The 20,449-nt window shown below is 70.6% G+C and carries 20 protein-coding genes; 15 read left to right on the top strand and 5 right to left on the bottom strand.

Annotated features, from left to right (window positions below):
• Positions 1-226: 226 nt before the first annotated feature.
• The 7 genes from QOM21_RS02100 (at position 227) to QOM21_RS02130 (ending at position 7,282) form a co-directional block, all read left to right on the top strand.
• A complete protein-coding gene (locus QOM21_RS02100) occupies positions 227-997 on the top strand; it encodes a GntR family transcriptional regulator (RefSeq protein ID WP_407547772.1) in 771 nt (256 codons plus the stop codon).
• 348 nt (positions 998-1,345) lie between these two features.
• Positions 1,346-2,467, top strand: coding sequence for a TIGR03364 family FAD-dependent oxidoreductase (locus QOM21_RS02105; RefSeq protein ID WP_407547773.1), 1,122 nt, complete (start codon positions 1,346-1,348; stop codon positions 2,465-2,467).
• Between the two features lie 5 nt (positions 2,468-2,472).
• On the top strand, positions 2,473-3,201 hold the full coding sequence (locus QOM21_RS02110) for a phosphonatase-like hydrolase (RefSeq protein WP_407555559.1): 729 nt from the start codon (positions 2,473-2,475) through the stop codon (positions 3,199-3,201).
• Between the two features lies 1 nt (position 3,202).
• Positions 3,203-4,381 carry an ABC transporter ATP-binding protein gene (locus tag QOM21_RS02115; RefSeq protein ID WP_407547774.1) on the top strand — a complete coding sequence of 393 codons (1,179 nt, stop codon included), beginning with the start codon at positions 3,203-3,205 and terminating at the stop codon, positions 4,379-4,381.
• Positions 4,374-5,360 (top strand): 2-aminoethylphosphonate ABC transporter permease subunit, encoded by a 987-nt coding sequence (locus QOM21_RS02120; RefSeq protein ID WP_407547775.1) that lies wholly within the window; start codon positions 4,374-4,376, stop codon positions 5,358-5,360. Before QOM21_RS02115 ends, QOM21_RS02120 begins: the two co-directional genes overlap by 8 nt.
• Positions 5,347-6,144: an ABC transporter permease gene (locus QOM21_RS02125; RefSeq protein WP_407547776.1), complete on the top strand. Its 798-nt coding sequence runs from the start codon at positions 5,347-5,349 to the stop codon at positions 6,142-6,144. The genes QOM21_RS02120 and QOM21_RS02125 overlap by 14 nt, the downstream gene beginning before the upstream one ends.
• Positions 6,145-6,211: 67 nt before the next feature.
• Positions 6,212-7,282 carry a 2-aminoethylphosphonate ABC transporter substrate-binding protein gene (locus QOM21_RS02130; RefSeq protein WP_407547777.1) on the top strand — a complete coding sequence of 357 codons (1,071 nt, stop codon included), beginning with the start codon at positions 6,212-6,214 and terminating at the stop codon, positions 7,280-7,282.
• Between the two features lie 57 nt (positions 7,283-7,339).
• On the opposite strand, the gene QOM21_RS02135 is transcribed toward QOM21_RS02130, so the two are convergent.
• On the bottom strand, positions 7,340-8,221 hold the full coding sequence (locus QOM21_RS02135) for a GNAT family N-acetyltransferase (RefSeq protein ID WP_407547778.1): 882 nt from the start codon (positions 8,219-8,221) through the stop codon (positions 7,340-7,342).
• A 203-nt stretch (positions 8,222-8,424) separates the two neighbouring features.
• Between QOM21_RS02135 and QOM21_RS02140 the strand changes: the two genes are divergently transcribed.
• The 3 genes from QOM21_RS02140 to QOM21_RS02150 all read left to right on the top strand — a co-directional run bounded on the left by QOM21_RS02140 (position 8,425) and on the right by QOM21_RS02150 (position 11,810).
• A complete protein-coding gene (locus QOM21_RS02140; RefSeq protein ID WP_407547779.1) occupies positions 8,425-9,261 on the top strand; it encodes a hypothetical protein in 837 nt (278 codons plus the stop codon).
• 154 nt (positions 9,262-9,415) lie between these two features.
• A complete protein-coding gene (locus QOM21_RS02145; protein ID WP_407547780.1) occupies positions 9,416-10,330 on the top strand; it encodes a SigB/SigF/SigG family RNA polymerase sigma factor in 915 nt (304 codons plus the stop codon).
• 280 nt (positions 10,331-10,610) lie between these two features.
• Positions 10,611-11,810, top strand: coding sequence for a PP2C family protein-serine/threonine phosphatase (locus tag QOM21_RS02150; protein ID WP_407547781.1), 1,200 nt, complete (start codon positions 10,611-10,613; stop codon positions 11,808-11,810).
• A gap of 8 nt (positions 11,811-11,818) precedes the next feature.
• Here QOM21_RS02150 and QOM21_RS02155 read toward each other — a convergent pair whose 3' ends face one another.
• Positions 11,819-12,397, bottom strand: coding sequence for a helix-turn-helix domain-containing protein (locus QOM21_RS02155; protein WP_407547782.1), 579 nt, complete (start codon positions 12,395-12,397; stop codon positions 11,819-11,821).
• Between the two features lie 122 nt (positions 12,398-12,519).
• On the opposite strand from QOM21_RS02155, the gene QOM21_RS02160 reads away from it, so the two are divergent.
• A complete protein-coding gene (locus tag QOM21_RS02160) occupies positions 12,520-13,356 on the top strand; it encodes an EamA family transporter (protein WP_407547783.1) in 837 nt (278 codons plus the stop codon).
• A 97-nt stretch (positions 13,357-13,453) separates the two neighbouring features.
• Positions 13,454-14,122, top strand: a complete 669-nt coding sequence (locus QOM21_RS02165) for a DNA alkylation repair protein (RefSeq protein WP_407555560.1) — start codon at positions 13,454-13,456, stop codon at positions 14,120-14,122.
• A gap of 118 nt (positions 14,123-14,240) precedes the next feature.
• On the opposite strand, the gene QOM21_RS02170 is transcribed toward QOM21_RS02165, so the two are convergent.
• From QOM21_RS02170 to QOM21_RS02180, 3 genes are all read right to left on the bottom strand, one after another.
• Positions 14,241-15,296, bottom strand: a complete 1,056-nt coding sequence (locus tag QOM21_RS02170) for a DMT family transporter (RefSeq protein WP_407547784.1) — start codon at positions 15,294-15,296, stop codon at positions 14,241-14,243.
• Positions 15,296-15,904: a TetR/AcrR family transcriptional regulator gene (locus QOM21_RS02175; protein WP_407547785.1), complete on the bottom strand. Its 609-nt coding sequence runs from the start codon at positions 15,902-15,904 to the stop codon at positions 15,296-15,298. Before QOM21_RS02175 ends, QOM21_RS02170 begins: the two co-directional genes overlap by 1 nt.
• A 255-nt stretch (positions 15,905-16,159) precedes the next feature.
• Positions 16,160-17,476 (bottom strand): XRE family transcriptional regulator, encoded by a 1,317-nt coding sequence (locus QOM21_RS02180; protein ID WP_407547786.1) that lies wholly within the window; start codon positions 17,474-17,476, stop codon positions 16,160-16,162.
• Positions 17,477-17,628: 152 nt separating this feature from the next.
• Between QOM21_RS02180 and QOM21_RS02185 the strand changes: the two genes are divergently transcribed.
• The 3 genes from QOM21_RS02185 to QOM21_RS02195 are packed head-to-tail and all read left to right on the top strand — an operon-like array spanning position 17,629 to position 20,344.
• Positions 17,629-18,621, top strand: a complete 993-nt coding sequence (locus tag QOM21_RS02185; RefSeq protein ID WP_407547787.1) for a Gfo/Idh/MocA family protein — start codon at positions 17,629-17,631, stop codon at positions 18,619-18,621.
• Positions 18,618-19,877 carry a DegT/DnrJ/EryC1/StrS family aminotransferase gene (locus QOM21_RS02190; protein ID WP_407547788.1) on the top strand — a complete coding sequence of 420 codons (1,260 nt, stop codon included), beginning with the start codon at positions 18,618-18,620 and terminating at the stop codon, positions 19,875-19,877. Before QOM21_RS02185 ends, QOM21_RS02190 begins: the two co-directional genes overlap by 4 nt.
• Complete coding sequence (locus QOM21_RS02195; protein ID WP_407547789.1) at positions 19,874-20,344, top strand: NUDIX hydrolase; 471 nt, start codon at positions 19,874-19,876, stop codon at positions 20,342-20,344. Before QOM21_RS02190 ends, QOM21_RS02195 begins: the two co-directional genes overlap by 4 nt.
• The last annotated feature ends 105 nt before the right edge of the window (positions 20,345-20,449 follow it).

Here is a 20,449-nt window from a genome sequence, read left to right on the forward strand (position 1 = left end):
TGTCCGGCATCCGGGGACACTTCGGCGGGCGGCACGGGCTCCTGCGCCGGGAGGGCGGCACCGCGGGCCACCGCCACGCGCCACCCGAATGGCCCACGCGGCCGTAGATGTCCGCCGCCGCTGCGATGCACTGCCGACCGGCAGTGCACCCTCGGCGTCCGCACCGGTTGAGGACATCTGCCTGCCCGGCCCTCGGCACGCCCGGCCCCAGTGCGAGGATCATGGCGTGGAGTTCCCGTACGGCCAGGATCCTGGCGCACCCATCCGGTCCGGCATCCCCGAGCACGGACGTATTCCCAAGTACTACGCGGCCAAGGTCGAAATCGCCGCGCTGCTGGAGGAGTTGGGCGAGGGCGAGGTGCTGCCCACCGAGCGCGACCTGGCGCTCCGCTTCGAGATCTCCCGCGAGACCCTGCGTCAGGCACTGCGTGAACTGATCCTGGAGGGTCGGCTGCGGCGGCTGGGGCGCGGCACCGTCGTCGCGGGTCCCAAGTTGGAGCAGCCGCTGTCCCTCGCGAGCTACACCGAGGGAGTGCGCGGTCAGGGGCGCAGGCCCAGCCGGCACCTGGTCGGCCTCGACCGTTTCCCGTGCCCCCCGGCGCTCGCCGGCGATCTGGGGCTGGCGTCGGGCGACCCCGTGTGGCACCTGGAGCGGGTGTTGCTCGCCGACGACGAGCGGGTCGCCCTGGAGAGCACCTATGTCGCGGTCGGCCGGGTCCCGGACCTGGACACCGATTTCGCTCCCGACTCGTCCTTCTACGCCTATCTCCGCGAGCGGCTGGGCATCGGCTTCGGCGACGCCGACGAACGGCTGGAGACCGTCCTCGCCACGCCGCGCGAGGCGCTGCTGATCGGCACCCCTGCCGCGCTGCCGATGCTGCTGATCCACCGACTGTCGCGGGACACCAGGGGCCGGCCCCTGGAGCGGGTCCGCTCGCTCTATCGGGGGGACCGGTTCTCCTTCACGACCCACCTCGGGACGCCGGCCGCCGACTGAGGGGCAGGTCCGGACTGCCGCAGGTCGGGGTTCGGACGGCTGGGCAGCGTTCGCACGCGGGGCAGGGGCCGGACAGCCGGGGTGCGTCCGACGGCCGGGATGCGTCCGGACCGGCCCGGTGGAGGGGCGCGCCCACCTACGCCGCTCCCCCGCCGCACAAGACCCGCTGGACGGGGCCCGTCGGCCATGACCCCGCAGAAACCGGCGGCAAGCCGACGAATCCACAGGCGGCACTCCCTCGGAAGGTCACGGAATGATAACGGGTCTAGGCCAAGCTTGCGGGCCTGTTCACCGTCGCGTCGTGGGGCAGCCCCCTGCGGGTCACCCACCGCCGCGACCGTCTGGGGCATGCGAGTCATAGTTGTCGGAGCCGGCGTGCTGGGAACCCTGCACGCCTGGCATGCAGTGGAGCGGGGCCACGAGGTCCTGCATATCGAGCGGGAGGCCGAGGCCCGCGGCGCCTCGGTCCGTAACTTCGGACAGATCTGGGTCAGCGGCCGGGCGGGCGGTGAGGAACTGGCCACCGCGCTGCGCGCCCGCGAGCTGTGGGAACACATCGGCGCCCGCGTCCCCGGAATCGGCTTCCGGGCGATCGGCTCCCTCACGGTCGTCAGGAACGAGATCGAGCGGGCGGTCGCCGAGGCCGCCACCCGCCTCCCCGACGCCGGTGCCCGCGGCTACCAGCTACTGGACGCCGACGCCACCCGCGCCCTCAACCCCGCCCTGCGCGGCGAGTTCGCCGGCGCCCTGTGGTGCGAGCGGGATGCCGCGGTCGAACCCCGCGTGGCCCAACTCGCCCTCAAGAACGCCCTGTTGGAGTCGGGTCGGTACACCTACCTCGGCGACCGGGAGGTCCGCGACGTGGTCGGCGAACGCGCCGTACGCGACGACTGCGGCGAGACCCACCACGGTGATGCCGTCATCCTGTGCACCGGCGCCTGGCTGGGCGGCCTGGTCCGGGAACTGATCCCCGACCTGCCGGTGCGCCGCGTACGGCTGCAGATGATGCAGACCGACCCGCTCGGCGAGCCCCTGACCACTTCCGTCGCCGACGCCGACAGCTTCCGCTACTACCCGGCGTACCGCAGTGACGCCCTGGACGCGCTCAACGCCGGGCAGGCGCAGGCGCCGACCGCCGCCGAGCACAAGATGCAGCTGCTGATGGTCCAGCGCGCCGACGGTGGCCTGACCATCGGCGACACCCACGAATACGAGACGCCCTTCGCCTTCGACACCGTCGAGGAGCCCTACGAGCACCTGACCGGCGTCGTCGAGTCGATCCTGGGCCGCACCCTGCCCCGCGTCCGCCACCGCTGGGCCGGGGTCTACGCGCAGTGCACCGACACCGGCCGGGTCGTGCACCGCCAACAGGTCCGTGACGGCGTGTGGCTGGTCACCGGGCCCGGCGGGCGCGGTATGACCTGCTCACCCGCGATCGCCGAAACCACCGCGAACGAACTGGGCTGGTGAGGAAATTGAGGCACACCCACCACGGCCAGGATCCGCACAACGCCGCGGACCCGCATGCCGTCGAACTGATCGTCCTCGACATGGCCGGCACCACGGTCGCCGACGACGGCCTGGTCGAGCGGGCCTTCGAGGCCGCCGCCCGCAGCCTGGGCGTCGTACCGGGCAGCCCCGACCACGCAGAGAAGCTCGGGTACGTACGGGCCACCATGGGCGAGTCCAAGATCTCCGTCTTCCGTCACCTCTTCGGCGACGAGGCGGCCGCCCAGCGCGCCAACTCGGCTTTCGAGACGGCCTACGGCGAGCTGGTCGACGGCGGCAGTATCGCGCCCGTCCCCGGCGCCCGCGAGGCGATCGAGGCGCTGCAGGCAGCCGGCCGCACCGTCGTCCTGTCGACCGGCTTCGCCCGGGTCACCCAGGACGCCATCCTCGACGCCCTCGGCTGGCAGGGCCTCGTCCCGCTCACCCTGTGCCCTGCCGACGCGGGCGGTCGCGGCCGCCCCTACCCCGACATGGTCCTCACCGCGCTGCTGCGCACCCACGCCACCGATTCGGTCCTGCGGATCGCGGTCGCCGGAGACACCTCCTACGACATGCTCTCCGGCCGGCGGGCCGGTGCCTCGGTCGTCGCCGGCGTACTCACCGGCGCGCATGACACCGCACAGTTGGAGGCCGCCGGCGCCACGCATGTGCTCACGTCGGTCGCCGAACTGCCCCCGCTGCTGGGAGTGATGTGAGATGACCGCTCCCGCACCCGCCCAGGCCCTCACCTCGTCCGCAGGCTCCCCCGCATCCGGCATCCGCTTCGACCAGGTGTCCGTGGCCTACGGCAAGCACGGTGAGCACACCGTGCTCGACTCCTTCGATCTGACCGTCGAACCCGGCGAAGTGATGGCCTTGCTCGGCCCGTCCGGCTCCGGCAAGACGACCGCGCTGCGGGCGGTCGCCGGGTTCGTCCGGCCCGTCTCCGGACGGGTGCTGATCGGTGGCCGGGACGTGACCGCACTGCCGCCCTACAAGCGCGGCATCGGCATGGTCGTCCAGCAGTACGCGCTGTTCCCGCACATGAAGGTCGCCGAGAACGTCGCCTTCGGCCTCAAGGCGCAGAAGACGCCACGCGCCGAGATCCCCGGCCGGGTCGCCGAGGCGCTGGAGATGACGGGCATGGCCGCCTTCGCCGGTCGGCACCCGCGGGAGCTGTCCGGCGGACAGCAGCAGCGGGTCGCCATCGCGCGGGCGCTCGCCATCCGGCCCGGCGTGCTCCTGCTGGACGAACCGCTCTCCGCGCTCGACGCCCAGCTGCGCTCCGGCATGCTCACCGAACTCGCCCGGCTGCACCGCGAGTTGCCCGACGTGTCCATCCTCTACGTGACCCACGACCAGGTCGAGGCACTCACCCTGGCCGACCGGATCGCGGTGCTGGACAAGGCCCGGCTGCGCGACTGCGGCACCCCGCAACAGCTCTACCGGCGGCCGCGCACCGAGTTCACCGCCTCCTTCGTCGGCACCGCCAACCTGCTGCCGGTGACCGTGCGCGGCGACGGGAGCGTCGACTTCGCCGGCCGGCGACTGAGCGCGCCGACCGGCCTCGGCATCGCCGAGGGGGCCACCGCGACCCTCTGCCTACGCCCGCACCTCGTCGGCCTCGGTGCGAGCCCGCAGGAGGGCGCCAACACGCTGCACGGCACGATCACCGAGGTCCAGTGGCGCGGCTCCACGCATCGCCTGTACGTGGCGGTCGACGGCCACCGGATCATGGCCGACCTGCGGGAACTGCGTGAGACACCGGCACTGGGCGACGCGGTCACGCTGCACTTCGCGCCCGAGGACGCGGTGCTCGTCCCGGCGGGGCTCACCGATGCCCCGGGACCCGCCACGGCCCCGGCCGGAAGCGAGGGCGGTGTCCGCGATGCCTAGGACGGACACGGTGCCGCCGAAGGCCGAGGCGACCGCACCGGCGGCCACAGGACCGGTGGACGGCACGGGCCCGTACACAGGGCCCGCTACGACCCTGCGGACACCGCGAGGCCCCCGGTCCAGGGCCGGCCTCTGGGCGCTCCCGCCCGTCGCAGCGCTCGGCCTGGTCTTCCTCTACCCCCTGGCCCTGGTGGTCCAGCAGTCCTTCACGCCTGACGACGGGGGCCACTCCGCCGCCCCGTACACCGAGATCTTCGCCGAGGCGTCCTTCCGCGACGCCCTGACGAACACCGTGCTGATCGCCGTCGGCGCCACCCTCGGAGCACTGGCCCTCGGGCTGGTGCTGTCCCTGGTGATCGCCTTCGTGCCGTTCCCCGGCGGCAAGGCCCTCAGCCGCTTCATCGACATCTTCCTCGCCTTCCCCTCCTTCCTGATCACGCTCGCGCTGCTGTTCCTCTACGGCACCGTGGGCATGGCCAACGGCCTCTGGACGGACGTGTCCGGCGCCGCCCACGGGCCGCTCGATTTCCTCCACACCCCCTGGGGTGTCCTGCTGGCCGAGGTCACCTACTTCACCCCGTTCGTGATGCGGCCGTTGCTCGCCGCCTTCTCCCAAGTGGAGAGCGGGCAGCTGGAGGCCGCCGCCTCGCTCGGTGCCCGGCCCTTGCGGATCGTCCGGACGGTGATCCTTCCGGAGGCGCTGCCCTCCCTCGCGGCGGGCGGCGCACTGGTCCTGGTGCTGTGCCTCAACGAGTTCGGCATCGTGCTCTTCACCGGCGCCAAGGACGTCGTCACCCTCCCGATGCTCGTCTACACCAAGGCAATTCTCGACGGCGACTACACCGGAGCCTGCGTCGTCGCCGTCGTCAACATCGCGCTGTCCGTCACGCTCTACGCCCTCTACCGGACCGTGATGTCCCGTACCGGCGGCGGCGCCGGCCCGCGTCCAGGAGGTGCACCCCACCGTGCTGGTGCATAGCAAGCCCGCCCGCCGGGCCGTCCACGTCCTGTTCTTCCTGCTCTTCGTCCCGGTCTTCGCGCTGCCCCTGCTGGTGGTCGTCGCCGCGTCCTTCGCGAGCAGCTGGAGCGGCGCGCTGCCCTCCGGCCCGACGCTGACCCACTATCAGGACATCGCGCAGGGCGATGCCCTGGACGCCCTGCTCACCAGCGTCCTGACCGCGCTGGTGGCCGGCGTCGCCGCACTCGCCGTCGGCACGTGGGCTGCGCTGGCGGCCGAAAAGCTCAGCCGCCGCGCCCGCCGGATCGTCGACGGCCTCTTCCTGTTGCCCGTCGCCGTCCCCTCGGTGGTCGTGGGCCTCGCCCTGCTGGTGGCCTTCTCCCAGCCCCCGTTCCTGCTCAACGGCACTCCCCGGATCGTGCTCATCGCGCACACCGTCCTGGTCACCGCCTTCGCCCACCAGTCCGTGTCGGCCGCGCTCGCCCGCCTCGACCCGGCGTACGAGCAGAGCGCGGCCGGCCTCGGCGCCCGCCCCTCCTACGTCCTGTGGCGGGTCAAGCTCCCCCTGCTGCTGCCGTCCCTCACCGCTGCCGCGGGCCTGTGCTTCGCCCTGTCCATGGGCGAGCTGAGCGCCACGATGATGCTCTACCCCCCGGACTGGATGCCGCTGCCGGTCCAGATCTTCGCCGCCACCGACCGCGGCTCCCTCTTCGCGGGCGCCGCCCTGGCGGTGGTCCTGATGACCACCACGCTCGCCGTCCTCCTTGGCGTCTCCCGCATCCGCACCAAGGCCGCCTACCGCTAGCGGGTGTCCAGCACAGCGCCACCGCCCCCTCCCCCAACGCCCGTGCATTTCTGAGGAGTTACCCGCCATGCCCAGCCCCCGTCTCTTCCGCAAGCCGCTCGCCACCGGCTGCGGCGCCCTCGCCCTCGCCGTCCCGCTCACCGCCTGCGGAGGCACCGGCGCCGACCCGAACGCCAAGGAGATCACCGTCTACAGCGCCGACGGCCTCAAGAGCGAACAGGGCGACGGCTTCTACGACAAGGTCTTCCGGGACTTCGAGAAGAAGACCGGTATCAAGGTCAACTACGTCGAGTCCGGGTCCGGCGCGGCCGTCCAGCGCCTGGCCCGCGAGCGGGCCAACACCCAGGCGGACGTGATCGTCACCCTCCCGCCGTTCATCCAGCAGGCCGACGGCAAGGGCCTGCTGGACACCTACCGCCCCCAGGGCTCCGACCGGGTCGCCGCCGCGGACAAGGACCCGGGCGGCAAGTGGACGTCGGTCGTGAACAACTACTTCTGCTTCATCCACAACAAGAAGGAACTGGGCAAGGCCCCCGCAACCTGGCAGGACCTGCTGGACCCCAAGTTCAAGAACAAGCTCCAGTACTCCACCCCAGGGGTCGCCGGCGACGGCACCGCCGTCATCATCAAGGCCCTGCACGATTTCGGCGGCCAGGGCCCCGCCATGAACTTCCTCAAGAAGCTCCAGGCCAACAACGTCGGCCCGTCCTCCTCCACCGGCCAGCTCGCCCCCAAGACCGACAAGGGCGAGCTGCTGGTCGCCAATGGCGATGTCCAGATGAACTACGCCAACATGAAGTCGATGCCCGACCAGGGCATCTTCTTCCCCGCCGCCCGCCCCGGCAGCAAGCCCTCCACCTTCGCCCTGCCGTACGCCGCGGGCCTGGTCAAGAACGCCCCGCACCGCGCCAACGCCGAGAAGTTCCTCGACCACCTCCTCTCGACGGAGGTACAGAAGCAGGTCTCCTCGGTCGGCGGCGGCTTCCCCGCCCGCAAGGACGTCAAGGCCACCGACCCCCACGCCACCGAACTCGCCGCCCTCATGAAGGGCGTCGAGATCTTCCAGCCCGACTGGACCGACATCGAGAAGAACCTGGACTCCTACGTAGCGGCCTGGAAGACAGCCACGGGAAGCTGAGGGTGGAGTTTCCCGCCCCCGCGTAGGGCCGTGCTGCCGGCTTTGCCTGTCGCGTACCTAACCGACTTCCGGTTCGGCATACGCGAAGTCGTACACGGCCCAGTCGGTGACCAGGGTGTACCCGATGCGTCGATAGAGAGCGTTACTGGTGGCGTTGGCCGCGTCCGCGAACAGCACGACCTCCTTGGCGCCCGCGGCCAGCGCCGCCCGGCTCACCTCGACACTCACGGCGCCCGCGTAACCGCGACCACGCAGATGAGCCGGGGTGTGGACGGGGTCTACCTGGACCATGCCGGCAACCATCGGGTTCACGCCCGCCATGGAGACGGGCGTTCCATCCGCGATCTCCCAGAACGTATAGCGCTTGTCGGCGAAGCGTGTGCCGGCCCAGGAGTCGGCGTCGTCCATGGAGACGGCTTCCCCGACGTCCGCGGCGAACTCACGGCACCACTGCATGAGTTGCTCACGATCCTGCTCGCCCACGAGGCGTCCTCGGCCCGCCGGGAACGGATCCGGTGGAGTGAGGGTGCCCAGGCGGTACAGGCAGAGCCGGACGCCGGGTGTCGGCGTTGCTCCTGTGTGCCGCTGCCATGCCTCGGCGAAAGCCGTGGCAGTGCCGTGATCCGCGCTGACGTAGGGAAGGCGGTGCCCGAGGGCGGCCAGATGGACGGCTAGCGCGTCCGCCTGCTCGGGGGTGAGGGGGGTGAGGCCCAGGCCGCGGGACGGGAGGCGGTGGAAGGTGGCGTGGACCTCGCCCGCTCGCTCCAGTCGGCCGAAGACGGGGGCTCGGGCTCCGTATGCGGCGGCCCCTCGTGTTCGCAGTCGCTCGGCCACTGTCAGGGGCATGATGTGCGGGGCCGGTCGCGCGCGCAAAAAGTCCCCGGCTCGGGCGAGAAAGTCGTCGACGTCTTCGGTGAGGTGCCAGTCGTCCGGGCGCATGCCTGATGGTCCCTGACGGACTCGGCTCCGGGGAAGGCAAACAGCCGGAGCCGCGTCATCGTCATGCCGCGGGCAGGCTGCCCATCACTTCTGCTCACGCAGAAAGCTCCCCGTCGCGCCTCCCGCTCATCCGCGCACCCGCCGACTTACCCGACCCGCAACCGCAAAACGGAAATTCCCTACCAGAAGGCTAAGGTCGCCAGGTGAGCCAAACCGAGGAACACGCGGAGGGCGCGGGCCCGTTCACCACCCGGCTGACCTGGCGCCTTCTGGATGGAGGCACTGCGGTCTGGGAGTCACGCCCGGCACGCAAGCGCGGCCTGCTGACCGTGCGGGCCCCGGGCGGGCCGGCACCCCTTTCCCGAAGAGCAGACAGCGTGTCGGTCAGCCGTCTGCGCAGCCTGAATGCCATTACAGCGGGTGCGTTCACAGTCGGCGGCGCCCTTTTCGCGCTCGGGGCCGGGGCGGCCCAGTTCGGCCCGGGCGACACGTCGAGCGCCTGGGTCTACTTCGCCGGCGGCCTGTTCTTCAACGCCGGCGGCTACGCCTCACTGCTCCAGGCGATCAACACCCCCCACCGGGACAGCGGGACCGGTGCGCTGACGACAGGGAGGTGGCGATGGTGGAGCTACGAGCCCGCGCGGATCGACTGGCTCAGCACCTGCCTGCTGTTCGTCGGAACGCTGGTATTCGGCATCAACCTGCTGGATTCCCTGTTGCAGGGGCTCTCGACCCAGCAGGTGAACAGGCTGATCTGGGCCCCTGACATGGTCGGATGCATCCTGTTCCTGATCTCGGGGCACCTCGCGCTGGTCGAGGTCTGCCACGGCCGGCCACGCCTTCGCCCCCGGGACCTGGGATGGTGGATCGTCGCGATCAACCAGCTCGGATCCGTCCTCTTCCTGGTTTCGGCACTGGCCGCCTTCACGCGTCCCACGACCGGCAGCATGGTGAACGTCGGCGTCGCCAACTGGGGAACGCTCGCGGGAGCACTGTGCTTCTCCGCCGGAGGCGGCCTCCAGTTCTTCGAGCGCCCCTGACCCTCCAGGACGCATACCGCGGCTGGGGCGAACTCCGCTGGAAGAAAAGGGGCAGCTCGGGCCGCCACTCGGGCCTCCATAGTTGCCTCACGGAAATTGTTTCCCGTGGAAGAGGTTTCGAGGGTGGCCCTTGGGTATGCGGCCGTGTGACGGCATGACGGGGAACGAGAGAGGAGCAGCCATGGCGACGGCAGCGACGCAGGACCACATAACGGTGCCCCGCTCGGATACGGGCACCGCTCCTGAGTCCGCTCAGCCTTCCTTGCCTCTGGTGGAGGATGCGCAACGCGTGGCCCCGCTGGACGCACGCCGCCTGTCGAAGCTGTTCTTCGACCGGTTGTCGGTTCTGGAGGAGGGCACGCCGGAGTACCAGTACGCGCGCAACACCCTCATCGAGATGAACCTGTCGCTGGTGCGCTATGTCGCGCGCCGCTTCCGCAGCCGCGGGCAGGAGATGGAAGACGTCGTGCAGGTCGGCACGATCGGTCTGATCAAGGCCATCGACCGCTTCGACGTATCGTTGGAGAACGAGTTCACCACCTTCTCGATCCCCTACATCACCGGTGAGATCAAGCGGTTCTTCCGCGACACGACCTGGTCCGTGCACGTCCCGCGCCGGCTGCAGGAGCTGCGCGTCGACCTCGCGCGGGCCCGCGAAGTGCTGGAGGGGCGGGGCATCGCCGAGCCGTCCGTTGCCGACCTCGCCGCCCACCTGGAGCTGGGGGAGGACGAGATCGTCGAGGGGCTGGTCGCCTGCAACGGCTACGACGCCGACTCCATCGACCGGCCCATCGAAGCCACCGGCGGCGGCAAGCAGCAGACCGGTCTCGTCGCCGACCTGATCGGCAACGAGGACCCCGCGCTCGCCCTGGCCGAAGACCTCCAGGCCCTCAAGCCGCACCTGGCCCAGCTCGACGAGCGTGAACGCACCCTCATCGAACTCCGCTTCGGCGCGGAGCTGACACAGACCGAGATCGGCAAGGAAATGGGCATCTCCCAGATGCACGTCTCCCGCCTCCTCACCCGCGCCTGCGCCACACTCCGCGAAGGACTCCTGGCCGAAGGCTGACCGACCACAGCATTCGCGGCATTCCGCTTGAAGCTTGCCTGCTCCCGATCCGGGGGCAGGCAAGCTTGCGCGACCCAGGAGGCGTCCGGGCGTCGGCCCACACCACACGTCGGCGACCGAGGGTTGCGGGCACCGAGCCGAAGGCGGCACCAGGCAGCACGCGTTGCCCCAGAGGCGCAGAAGACGTGTTCGCCGACTTCCCCGCCTCACCAAACGCGTCTGCACGCGAAGGGCACGGGCAGGTCCTGCGACCTGACGGCACTCGGTGCAGAGTGGGGATATGGGCTTCCGACGGCGCCTTGCGGATCTGTGGCAGCCATGGCATTCGGGTCAGGCACTGTTGGCGATACCGCTCGGGCTGATCGCTGCGATCACCGTCGTCGACGTGCTGGCCCCGGGTGACATTCATCTGGGGCCCCTGCTGATCGTCGCCCCCGCCATCACTCCCTGGTTCGCCGGCCCCTGGCTGACGGGACTGGTCGGCGTGCTCGCCGTGGCGGCGCAGGCGATCATCGCGGTCCTGCGTGACCAGGACGAACTGTTCTCGACCAACCACCAGGTGCAGATCGCGGCGCTCACGGTGCTCTCGCTCGTCATCGTGGTCTTCAGCCGCCAGCGCGAGCGCCGCAATCGTCAGCTGGACCGCGTGCGGTCGGTGTCCGAGGCCACGCAACGCGTGGTCATCCCTCCACTTCCCCATCGAATGGGTCCGCTGCGGATCGCCTCGGCATATCGGGCCGCCGATGACGAAGCGATGATCGGCGGGGACCTGTACGCGGCGGCCCGGACCGGGAACGGCGCACGGCTCCTCATCGGGGACGTCCGCGGCAAGGGCATGACCGCCATCAGTGACGCCTCCGTGATCATGGGTTCCTTCCGGGAGGCCGCCCACCGGTCCGACACGCTCGCGGAACTGGTCGTCACCCTTGAGGAGAGCATCCGCCGGCATCTGACCGAGCACGCCCCGCACTCCGAGGCGGACGCGTTGTACGAGCAATTCGTCACCGCGCTGGTGCTCGACATCCACGACGAAGATCCGGTGGCGCAGATGATCAATTGCGGGCACCCTCCGCCCCTGCTGCTGCACAAGCATCGCGTGACCGGCCTGCACCCGCGCCAGGCTGAGCCCCCGCTGGGCATGTACGACCTGCCGAGGACCGGCCTCGCCCTCGACCCGTTCCCTTTCGGGGACGATGACACGCTGCTGCTCTACACCGACGGGATCATCGAGGCCCGCTCCCCCGACGGCGCCTTCTACCCGCTCGCCGAGCGCGTCGCCCAATGGACCGACAGCGGCCCTGAAGCACTGCTGCACCACATCCGCGCCGACCTCATAGCCCACGTCGGCGGGCAGCTGAACGATGACGCGGCCGCGGTCGCGATTCAGCGTTCGCCCAAACTCGCCCCCGGCCACCAGCTCAAGAAGATGGCCCACGTCGGCTCGTCCGATCACGCCGACCGAGCGGCCGCAGAACGGTGACCCGCGGGTCAGGTCGACGGGCCGGGCGGCAGGTGGACGGTCATGATCAGGTGGCATGTCCCGGTTCCGGTACCGCGGTAGGTGTGGGCGGCGTCGCCATCGAAGGTCGCGGTCTGTCCGGCCTCGACGGAGTGCTCGGTGCCGTCGACGATCAGGGTCATCTCCCCGACGGTGACGCTGACGGTTTCGATGACGCCGGCCTGGTGGGGGTGGCTGGGGTATTCCTCACCGGGTTCCAGCTTCCAGCGCCAGACCTCGGTGGCGGCCGGGCCCGATGTCGTCAGCATGAGCCGCGCCTCGCTGCCGTGCGGCCCCGTCCACAGGGGCGTGATGGCGTCGGCGGACACCACGCGGACGCGCTCCTCGGGGCGCCCCTCCATCAGAGCGGAGACCGAGAGGCCGAGGGTGTCGGCCAGCCGGACCAAGGTGGCGAAGTTCGGGTTGCCCGTCGCCCTCTCCAGCGCGACCAGGGAGCCCTTGCTGACGCCGGCACGTCGGCCGAGTTCGTCCAGGGACAGACCGGCGCGGGTGCGGGCGGCCCTGACGTTGTGCGCGAGCATCCGCAGAGCTGCCTCGGTCTCGGCCATCCGTCAACCCTCCTCGTGGAGTAAATCCGTCCAACGCACCGCCGGATCGTCGATGGACGCCCCTCAGTCGGTTGGTTGTACGGTTTGGTCGTTCCATTGAAAGAGTAAGGGATGTAGGTACCGTGATCGCTCTGCTGTTGGCCCTGGGCAGCTCCCTCGCCTACGGATGCGCCGACTTCCTCGGCGGCCTCGGCTCCCGCAAGGCCCACGTCCTGCGCACCGTGATGATCGCCGCCCCGGCCTCCCTGGCGGTCGAGCTGCTGCTGTGGCCGTTCCTCGGCGCCTCCTTCAGCGCCCAGACCGTCGCCTGGGGCGCTGCCTCCGGTGTCTCGTCGGCCGCCGCCTTCGCCATGCTGTACAAGACGCTGGCCATGGGCCCGATGAATGTGCTTTCCCCGGTGACCGCGCTGGTCTCCGCCGTGCTGCCGGTCGGTGTGGGCCTGGTGCAGGGTGAGCACCTGGGCCTGGCCGGGCTGGTCGGCCTGCCGCTCGCGCTGGTGGCGGTCGTACTCGTCAGCGCCGGACAGGGCACCGGCGCGACCCGCCCCTCGCGCACCGCTCTGCTGCTGGCCTTCGGGGCAGGCGCCGCCATCGCCCTCCAGCTGGTCTTCCTGCATCAGGCGCCGTCCGACAGTGGCGTGGGCCCGCTGATCGTCGGCCGCGCGGTCTCCTCCGCCGTCACCCTGGCCGCGGCCGGACTCATGTACCGCAAGCTGGGCTCGGAGCGGCCCGCCTACGCGATGTCGGCCACCGCCGGTGTGCTGGACTCGGTGGCGAACCTGCTGTTCCTGCTCGCCTCCCGCAACGGCGACCTCGCCGTCGTCGCGGTGATCACCGCCCTCTATCCGGCCGGCACCGTCCTGCTCGCCCGCACCGTCCTCGCCGAACGCATCCACCGCGGCCAGCTCGTCGGCCTGGGCACCGCCGCCATCGCCGTCAGCCTCCTCGCCCTCACCTGACCCCCGCACCTCGGGCCCCCGGTGTACGACAGGAGGCCGGCCTCCCTCGTAGGCTGACCTCGATCGTGACGGAGAGGAGGCTGAGGTGGCCGAGACGATGGTGGCCGAGGTGATGGCCGAGCTGGCCGCGCTCGAAGACCCGAAGGCACGCGCGGTGAACGAGAAGCACGGCGACGATCACGGCGTGAACCTCGGCAAGCTGCGCGCGCTCGCGAAGCGGCTGAAGACGCAGCAGGAACTCGCGCGGCAACTCTGGGAGACGGATGACACCGCGGCCAAGCTGCTGGCGATCCTGATCTGCCGCCCGAAGGCGTTCGAGCGGGACGAGTTGGACACCATGTTGCGCGCGGCGCGCACGCCCAAGGTGCACGACTGGCTCGTGAACTACGTGGCGAAGAAGAACCCCCACGCCGAAGAGCTGCGCCTGGCCTGGTCCGAGGATGCCGATCCGGTGATCGCCAGTGCGGGCTGGGCGCTGACCACCGAACGCGTGGCGAAGAAGCCCGAGGGCCTCGACCTCGCGGGGCTGCTCGACGTCATCGAGACGGAGATGAAGGACGCCCCGGATCGCCTGCAGTGGGCGATGAACCACTGCCTGGCGCAGATCGGGATCGAGCACGCCGAGCATCGCGCCCGCGCAATCGACATCGGGGCGCGCCTGGAGGTGCTCAAGGACTACCCGACTCCCCCGGGCTGCACCTCTCCGTTCGCACCGACGTGGATCACCGAGATGGTGCGCCGTCAGCAGGACAAGACGATGGCTTGATCAGGGTGGCCGGCACCAAGGGAGCCGTCGGGCCCGCAGGATGCCGCCACAAGTCGTTGTCCCGGTCACGGGGGCAGTCGAGCGACTGAACCACGAGGCTTCCCGAAGACGATTCGGATCAGTTCGCGGAGACCTGCTCGGGTTCGGTAGGGACGGACGGCTCGGGGGCCACGTTCGCACCCCCCAGGGACTGGGCGGTGCCTTGTCCCTCGGCTCCGGCCTGGAGCCGCGGGGGGATTGCTTGAGGCTGCGGAGCCCTTGGCCAGGGTGTGGTGAGTACGGCGAGGCAGCCGACTACGAGAGCGATGCCGCCCCAACCCAGCGGGGGTAGACGTTCCCCTACAACCAGCACGGCCAACACGGCTGCGACGGCGGGTTCCAGCAGGGAGAGGGTGGTCGCCGTGCTCGCGGGGACGTGCGCCAGACCCCAGCCGAACAGGACGTAGCCGATGAACATGGGCACCAGGGCCATGTAGGCGCCGACGGCCGCGTTCGGCCAGGAGGCCAGGAGCGGGGCACCGGTGGCCAGCAGCACAGGCACAAGCAGCACACCGCCCAGCCCGAAGACACTCCCCATCGCCGCGCCGGAGGAGACACCACGGCTGATCAGCCGGTGTGCCGCCCAGGAATAGAGGGCGTACGTGAGCCCGGCCACCAGTCCAAGCCCCACGCCCAGCACGGTCATCCGCACGGACCCGGCGCCAGAACCGGACTGCGCCTCGGCCGCCTCGGCCACACATAGCAGTACCGTCCCCGACAGCCCGAGAGCGGCTCCGAGCATCCATCGGCGCGTGAGGCGGCGTCCGTCCACGACGCGCTCGATCAGGGCCGAGGCGAGCGGCGCCGAGCCGATCGAGACCACCGTCCCGGCGGCGACGCCGGCCAGGTGCATGGAGCTGTAGAACGCCAGAGGATAGAGCCCCACCGCCACCGCTCCGAGCAGCACCACACCGCGCTGCGCACGCAGCCCGGACGCTTCCCGTGCGATACGAGCCGCGGCCATCAGCGCCTGAAGCAGCCCGCCCAGGCCCATGGCGACGGCCCCGATCGCGAGGGGACCCACCGAGGGGGCGAAGGTGGCGGCGGTGCCTGTGGTGCCCCACAGCACCGACGCCAGGAGCACGCACAGCGACCCCACGCGCACCGATCCGTCCGCGCTTCCGGCGGGCCGCATCACAGCCTGTCCACCAGGTCGGCCGCCATCGTCCGCGCATGCTCCAGACGCGTGGGCGCGCCTTCCAGTCCGGCGCGCGCCATCGCGCCTTCCAACAGGAACGCCAGCTGCTCCCCCGCCGCGCGCGCCTCCTCGGGCCGCCCGGGCAGCAGTTCCTCAAGGTGCCCGGAGAGCAGCGACTCGACTTCCTCCTTGTGCCGGCGCACCACGGCCCGGCCCTCGTCCCCGGCGGGCAGCTCGGCGGCCGCGTTCAGCAGACCACAGCCCCGGAAGCCGTGCTCATAGGCGGACGCCGCGTGATCGACGTATGCGTCAAAGACGGCAAGCACTCCGCCGCGCCCGTCCTGGGCCTCTTCCAGCCGCCGCCGGTACAGGCCCATCCACTCCTCATGGCGCGCATCGAGGTAGGCCCGCACGAGGTCCGCCTTCGAGGAGAAGTTGTTGTACAGGCTCATCTTCGCGACGCCGGCCTCGGCGGTGATCGTGTCGATCCCCGTCGCCGACACGCCCTCCGCGTAGAAGCGGCGCGACGCGGCGAGGAGCAGCCGCTCACGCGCACTCCCCCGCCGCCTCGCGGGCCGCTCCGCCGCCTTGCCGGTATCGCTCACCACGCACCCTTCCGTATTAGGTAGGTCAGTCTACCTAGCAGGAGCGATGTGCTCAACCGCCGGACGGCGTTGTATCTCCCCGGCGCTTTGGGAGGCGCCCTCAGGGCCGGCCATGCCTTCGCCCCGGGCACCGGCGGCGAGACCCGACCGAGGGACCCGCACGTCGCCATCGCCGCGCCGGCCACGCCCGGCCGCAAGGTCGGCTGCGCCCCGCATCCGGCGGCGTGGAGCCGGCTCGCTTCCCGCCGTCCGAACTCACGCCACCTGAAGGCGGTGCAGGAGGTCGGAGACGCCTTCCACGTTCCTGTGCTTGGTGAAGTGGCGTGCCAGCCCGCGCACTTGAGTGACGCAGCGTTCGGCTCCGATGCGGGAGGCGATGTCGAGCGACTGCCCCGCGAGGTGGGCGGCGTACTCGACATCGTCGGCGTTCAATGCGGCCTTGGCCTGTGAAGCGAGGAATACCCCTCGGGTCTTGTCGCGGGTGGGCGGCAGCAGGGCGATACCGGCGGCGATGCGCGTTTGCGCCCTTCGGGTGTCACCGAGGTCCAGGAGGGCCTGGCCGGAGTCGACCTCCAGGTCCGCTCGGCTCATCCAGGCGCACCACGCGGGGGCGGTGGTGCCTTCGGCCTCGTCGAGGGCGTGTTCGGCGTCCGTGAGGCCGGCCAGGGTCGCGTCACGGTCACCGAGGGCAGCGTAGGCGCGGGAGCGGCGCAGGTGCAGAAGCGCGCGGGCGGTGGGGTGTTGAGTGCCGGACAGGGCCAGGCCGAGGTGGTCGACGGCGGCCTTGGGCCGCCCGGTCCACAGGCTCTGGTAGCCGAAGTCCGACAGGACACCCGCGCCGAATTCCTTGTCCCCGGCAGCGGTCGCCGCGTGGAGGGCGCCGGTCCACATCTTCCCGGCCGCGTAGTGACGCCCCTGGTCGAATCGGTACCAGCCGCAGGTGGTGGCCAGGGAAGCGGCGAGGAGGTGAAGGCGCCGGCCGAGGGGCGCGGTGTAGGAGGCGCTGGTGAGGAGATCGGTGACTGTGGCGAGTTGGGCGTCCATGAGCCGGATGGCGTGCTGCCGCCTTTCGGTGGGCAGCGCGTTGAGCTGATTGCTGGTGCCCTCCAACCAGTCCAACAGCTCCGCGTCAACGCGTTTGCGACGGTCGAGGGCGGAGGCAAGGTGTCCGGGTTCGATCGTGGCCCACTGGGATGCGAGGCCGGCCATCGAGGCAGTGCTGAGCGACATGAAGGAGCGACGGTCCATGGTGGCCTTCTGGGCATCGTGTAGTGCTCGGAGCGTGTATGCGGGGCCGAGCGGGAGCGGTTCCTCCATGCCCGGTAGCCAGTCGGGCCAGGGGTAAAGGCTGAGGTGACCGGCCGGGACGCCGAGCACGCGGGCGATGAGGAGTTGACTGTCGCGGTCGGGCGACTTGACGTAGTGCTCCCAACGGCTGACCGCCGCCTTGTCCGCGCCGCAGCGCAGACCTTCGCGGCGCGCGGCGTCGTGCATGCCCCGGATCAGCTGCGCCTGGGACTTACCGGCCAGGTGCCTGGCGTAGGCGAGGGGGTGCGCAATGAGGTCGTTCACGGCCCCCATCCCATCATCGGCAGTGACATCGAGACTACCGTGCGTGAGATCGGGACAACGGCGGGACAACCTCCACCGCCTGTTCTGCGCAACGCCGTTCGGGCTGTACTCAGCGCATCGCAGTCACCGTCAGCGGTGTGGAGGGAGCGGTCATGAAGAGACAAGCAGCGGTGATCGGACTGGGGAACCAGGCGCTTGACGACCATCTGCCGGGCCTGGCCGGCTGTCAGTTCGCGACGCTGGCCGCGGTGTGCGACATGGATCCGGCGGTCGCCGAGAAGCAGGCCGATGCGCTGGGCGTACCGGGCTACACCGACGTGCACACGATGCTGCGTCAGGAACGGCCCGACTTCGCGATCGTCGCGGTCCCGCACCACGCCGGCCGAGAAGTCGTCGAGGCATGTGCGGCATCCCTCGTCCACGTCATGAAGGAAAAGCCGCTGGCCACCACCCCGGAAGAGGCCCGCGAGCTGGCCAAGACCTGCCAGTCGCTGGGCGTGGAGCTGATGGTGACCGTTCAGCGCCGCTTCAACCCCGTCTACCTGGCCGCACTCCAACTGCTGGAGCAGATAGGCGATCCGTTCCTCGTGGAGGGCCGCTACACCTTCCACTGCACCGACCCGGCCGCCGGCTGGCGTGGCCAGACCGCCCTGGCCGGAGGCGGAGCGCTCATGGACATGGGCTACCACCTCATCGACCTCCTCATCTGGTACCTGGGCCTTCCGGACCGTCTCCTGGCCGCGACCTCGACAGCCGCCGCGCCAGGTGCCGTCTACGACGCCGAGGACACCGCACTGGTGCATCTGTCCTACGACTCCGGGCTGTACGGGTCCCTGCTCATCTCCCGCTCGGCCGGGCCGAAGACCGAGCGGCTGGCCGTGACCGGGCCCCGGGGCTCGGTGGTCGTCGAGCGGGGCAAGGTCTCCCGCCTCGCTCCCAGCGGGGAGGTTCTGGAGACCCTGACCCGGCAGCCGGCATGGCCCGCGGCGGCCGCAACCCAGATCGACACGTTCTGCCGCGTGCTCGACAAGACGCGGCCCAACCCCTCCGGTGTGGCCGACCACCTCCCGCACGCCGCGTTCCTCGCCGCCGCCTACGCCTCGCGCACCAGTGGCCACCCCGTTGCCCCGAAGGAGTACCTGTGAGCCCTGCAACGTCACCCCTCGCCGCGCTCGGTGGCGACCCCGTCATCACCGAGCCGCACGGCCACTTCAGCTGGCCGCCGATCGAAGCGGCCGACCGTGCGGCAGTGGATCTCCAGCTGGCGACGGCGGTGTCCATTCCCGACCGCTCCGGCATCGTCGCCGAACTGGAGGACAACCTCGCCGCGTGGCTCGGGGTACGGCACGTGCTGACTGCCTGCACCGGCACCGCCGCTCTGCACTCGATGTACGCCGCGGCCGGCATCGGCCCCGGCGACGAGGTGCTCGTGCCCGCCTACACCTTCCACGCCACCGCCACCCCCCTCTTCCACCTCGGGGCCCGCCCGCGTCTCGTCGACGTCGATGCAGAAGGCCGCCTGGACCTGGCAGCCGCAGCGGACCGGGTGACCTCCCGCACGCGCGCGGTCGTCGCCGTCCACTTGTGGGGCATCCCGGAGGATCACCACGCCTTGGCTTCCTTCGCCCACCGGCATGATCTGCTGCTCCTGGAGGACGGTGCGCACGCTCACGGCGCTTCTTGGGCCGGGCGACTGGTCGGCACATACGGCGCAGCCGCCGCCTTCAGCCTCAACGGGCCCAAGACACTCTCCGCGGGCGAAGGCGGCTTCGTCGCCACCGACGACACAGAGCTGTACTACCGCCTCCTGATGCACAGCCAGTACAACAAGCGCTGCCGCAGCGAGATCCCTGCCCACCACCCCCTGGCTCCCTACGCCGTCACCGGCACCGGCCTGAAGTTGCGCATCCACCCGCTCGCCGCGGCTCTGGCCAACGCCCAATTGCCGCGCCTGGACTCCTACCTGACGGGCCGGGCCGAGATCGCGGCGCACCTCCGCGGAGCGCTGAGCCATGTGCCCGGCATCCACGTCCCGACGCTCGACGACCGGGCCCGGCCCTCCTGGTACGCCTTGCCGCTTCGCTACGTCGCAGAGGCCCTGAACGGCCTGCCGCTGCACCGGTTCCTGGCCGCGGTGCACGCCGAGGGCGCATGCGAGGTCGACGTGCCCGGCTCCACCCGATCCATGGCGGATCATCCACTGTTTCAGCGGCCTGGGGACCTCCTGCCGGGATACGCTGAATCCGACGGCGTCGCCGCAGAGGACTACCCTGCCGCCCGCCTGGTCCACGGCACCACGCTCAAACTCCCGGTCTGGCACCGCGAACAGGATCTCCCGCTCGCGAACGCCTACACCGCGGCCCTCACCAAAGTCGCCCTCAACCACAAGGACCTGCTGTGACCCTTCCCCTCGGAGCGGATCTGCTCGACGAGCTCATCGCCGCCGCCGACCAGGACAGCATCACCAAGCACGTCGTCGGCGCTGCCATCCAGGATCACGACGGCCGGGTACTGCTCCTGCACCGCGCCGCCGGCGACTTCATGGGCGGCCTGTGGGAGCTGCCCTCCGGCGGCGTGGACCCCGGGGAGGACCTGCTTGTCGCACTCCACCGCGAGGTGAAGGAGGAGACCGGCCTGCAGTTGGTCACCGTCGACAGCTATCTCGGCCATTTCGACTACACCTCCGGCTCCGGCAAACGCGCCCGCCAGTTCACCTTCGCCGCCACAGCGGATGTCGACATGACCGTGCAGCTCTCCCCCGACGAACACGACGCCTACCTGTGGGCCGACGAGACAGAGCAGGATCAGGTCTCGGAGGCCGTCAAGGCCGTCCTGGAGACGTGGAAGACCCACGCCGGCCGCCGGTAACCGGACCCACACACACGCGCGAGTGATGCTTCGGATCCGTCGTAGGTGGTGAGAGGCCCCGGTGATCGCGCCATCGACAATCGGGGGCAGGGCCCGCAGTTGACC

Source organism: Streptomyces sp. Pv4-95 (genome assembly GCF_045782725.1).
In the GTDB taxonomy this organism is placed as follows: domain Bacteria; phylum Actinomycetota; class Actinomycetes; order Streptomycetales; family Streptomycetaceae; genus Streptomyces.

Excerpts from the sequence above, each read along its gene's own strand:
- QOM21_RS02105 (WP_407547773.1), top strand. The coding sequence starts at position 1,346 with ATGCGAGTCATAGTTGTCGGAGCCGGCGTGCTGGGAACCCTGCACGCC.
- QOM21_RS02115 (WP_407547774.1), top strand. The coding sequence starts at position 3,203 with ATGACCGCTCCCGCACCCGCCCAGGCCCTCACCTCGTCCGCAGGCTCC.
- QOM21_RS02120 (WP_407547775.1), top strand. The coding sequence starts at position 4,374 with ATGCCTAGGACGGACACGGTGCCGCCGAAGGCCGAGGCGACCGCACCG.
- QOM21_RS02130 (WP_407547777.1), top strand. The coding sequence starts at position 6,212 with ATGCCCAGCCCCCGTCTCTTCCGCAAGCCGCTCGCCACCGGCTGCGGC.
- QOM21_RS02135 (WP_407547778.1), bottom strand. The coding sequence starts at position 8,221 with ATGCGCCCGGACGACTGGCACCTCACCGAAGACGTCGACGACTTTCTC.
- QOM21_RS02145 (WP_407547780.1), top strand. The coding sequence starts at position 9,416 with ATGACGGGGAACGAGAGAGGAGCAGCCATGGCGACGGCAGCGACGCAG.
- QOM21_RS02150 (WP_407547781.1), top strand. The coding sequence starts at position 10,611 with ATGGGCTTCCGACGGCGCCTTGCGGATCTGTGGCAGCCATGGCATTCG.
- QOM21_RS02155 (WP_407547782.1), bottom strand. The coding sequence starts at position 12,397 with ATGGCCGAGACCGAGGCAGCTCTGCGGATGCTCGCGCACAACGTCAGG.
- QOM21_RS02165 (WP_407555560.1), top strand. The coding sequence starts at position 13,454 with ATGGTGGCCGAGGTGATGGCCGAGCTGGCCGCGCTCGAAGACCCGAAG.
- QOM21_RS02170 (WP_407547784.1), bottom strand. The coding sequence starts at position 15,296 with ATGCGGCCCGCCGGAAGCGCGGACGGATCGGTGCGCGTGGGGTCGCTG.
- QOM21_RS02185 (WP_407547787.1), top strand. The coding sequence starts at position 17,629 with ATGAAGAGACAAGCAGCGGTGATCGGACTGGGGAACCAGGCGCTTGAC.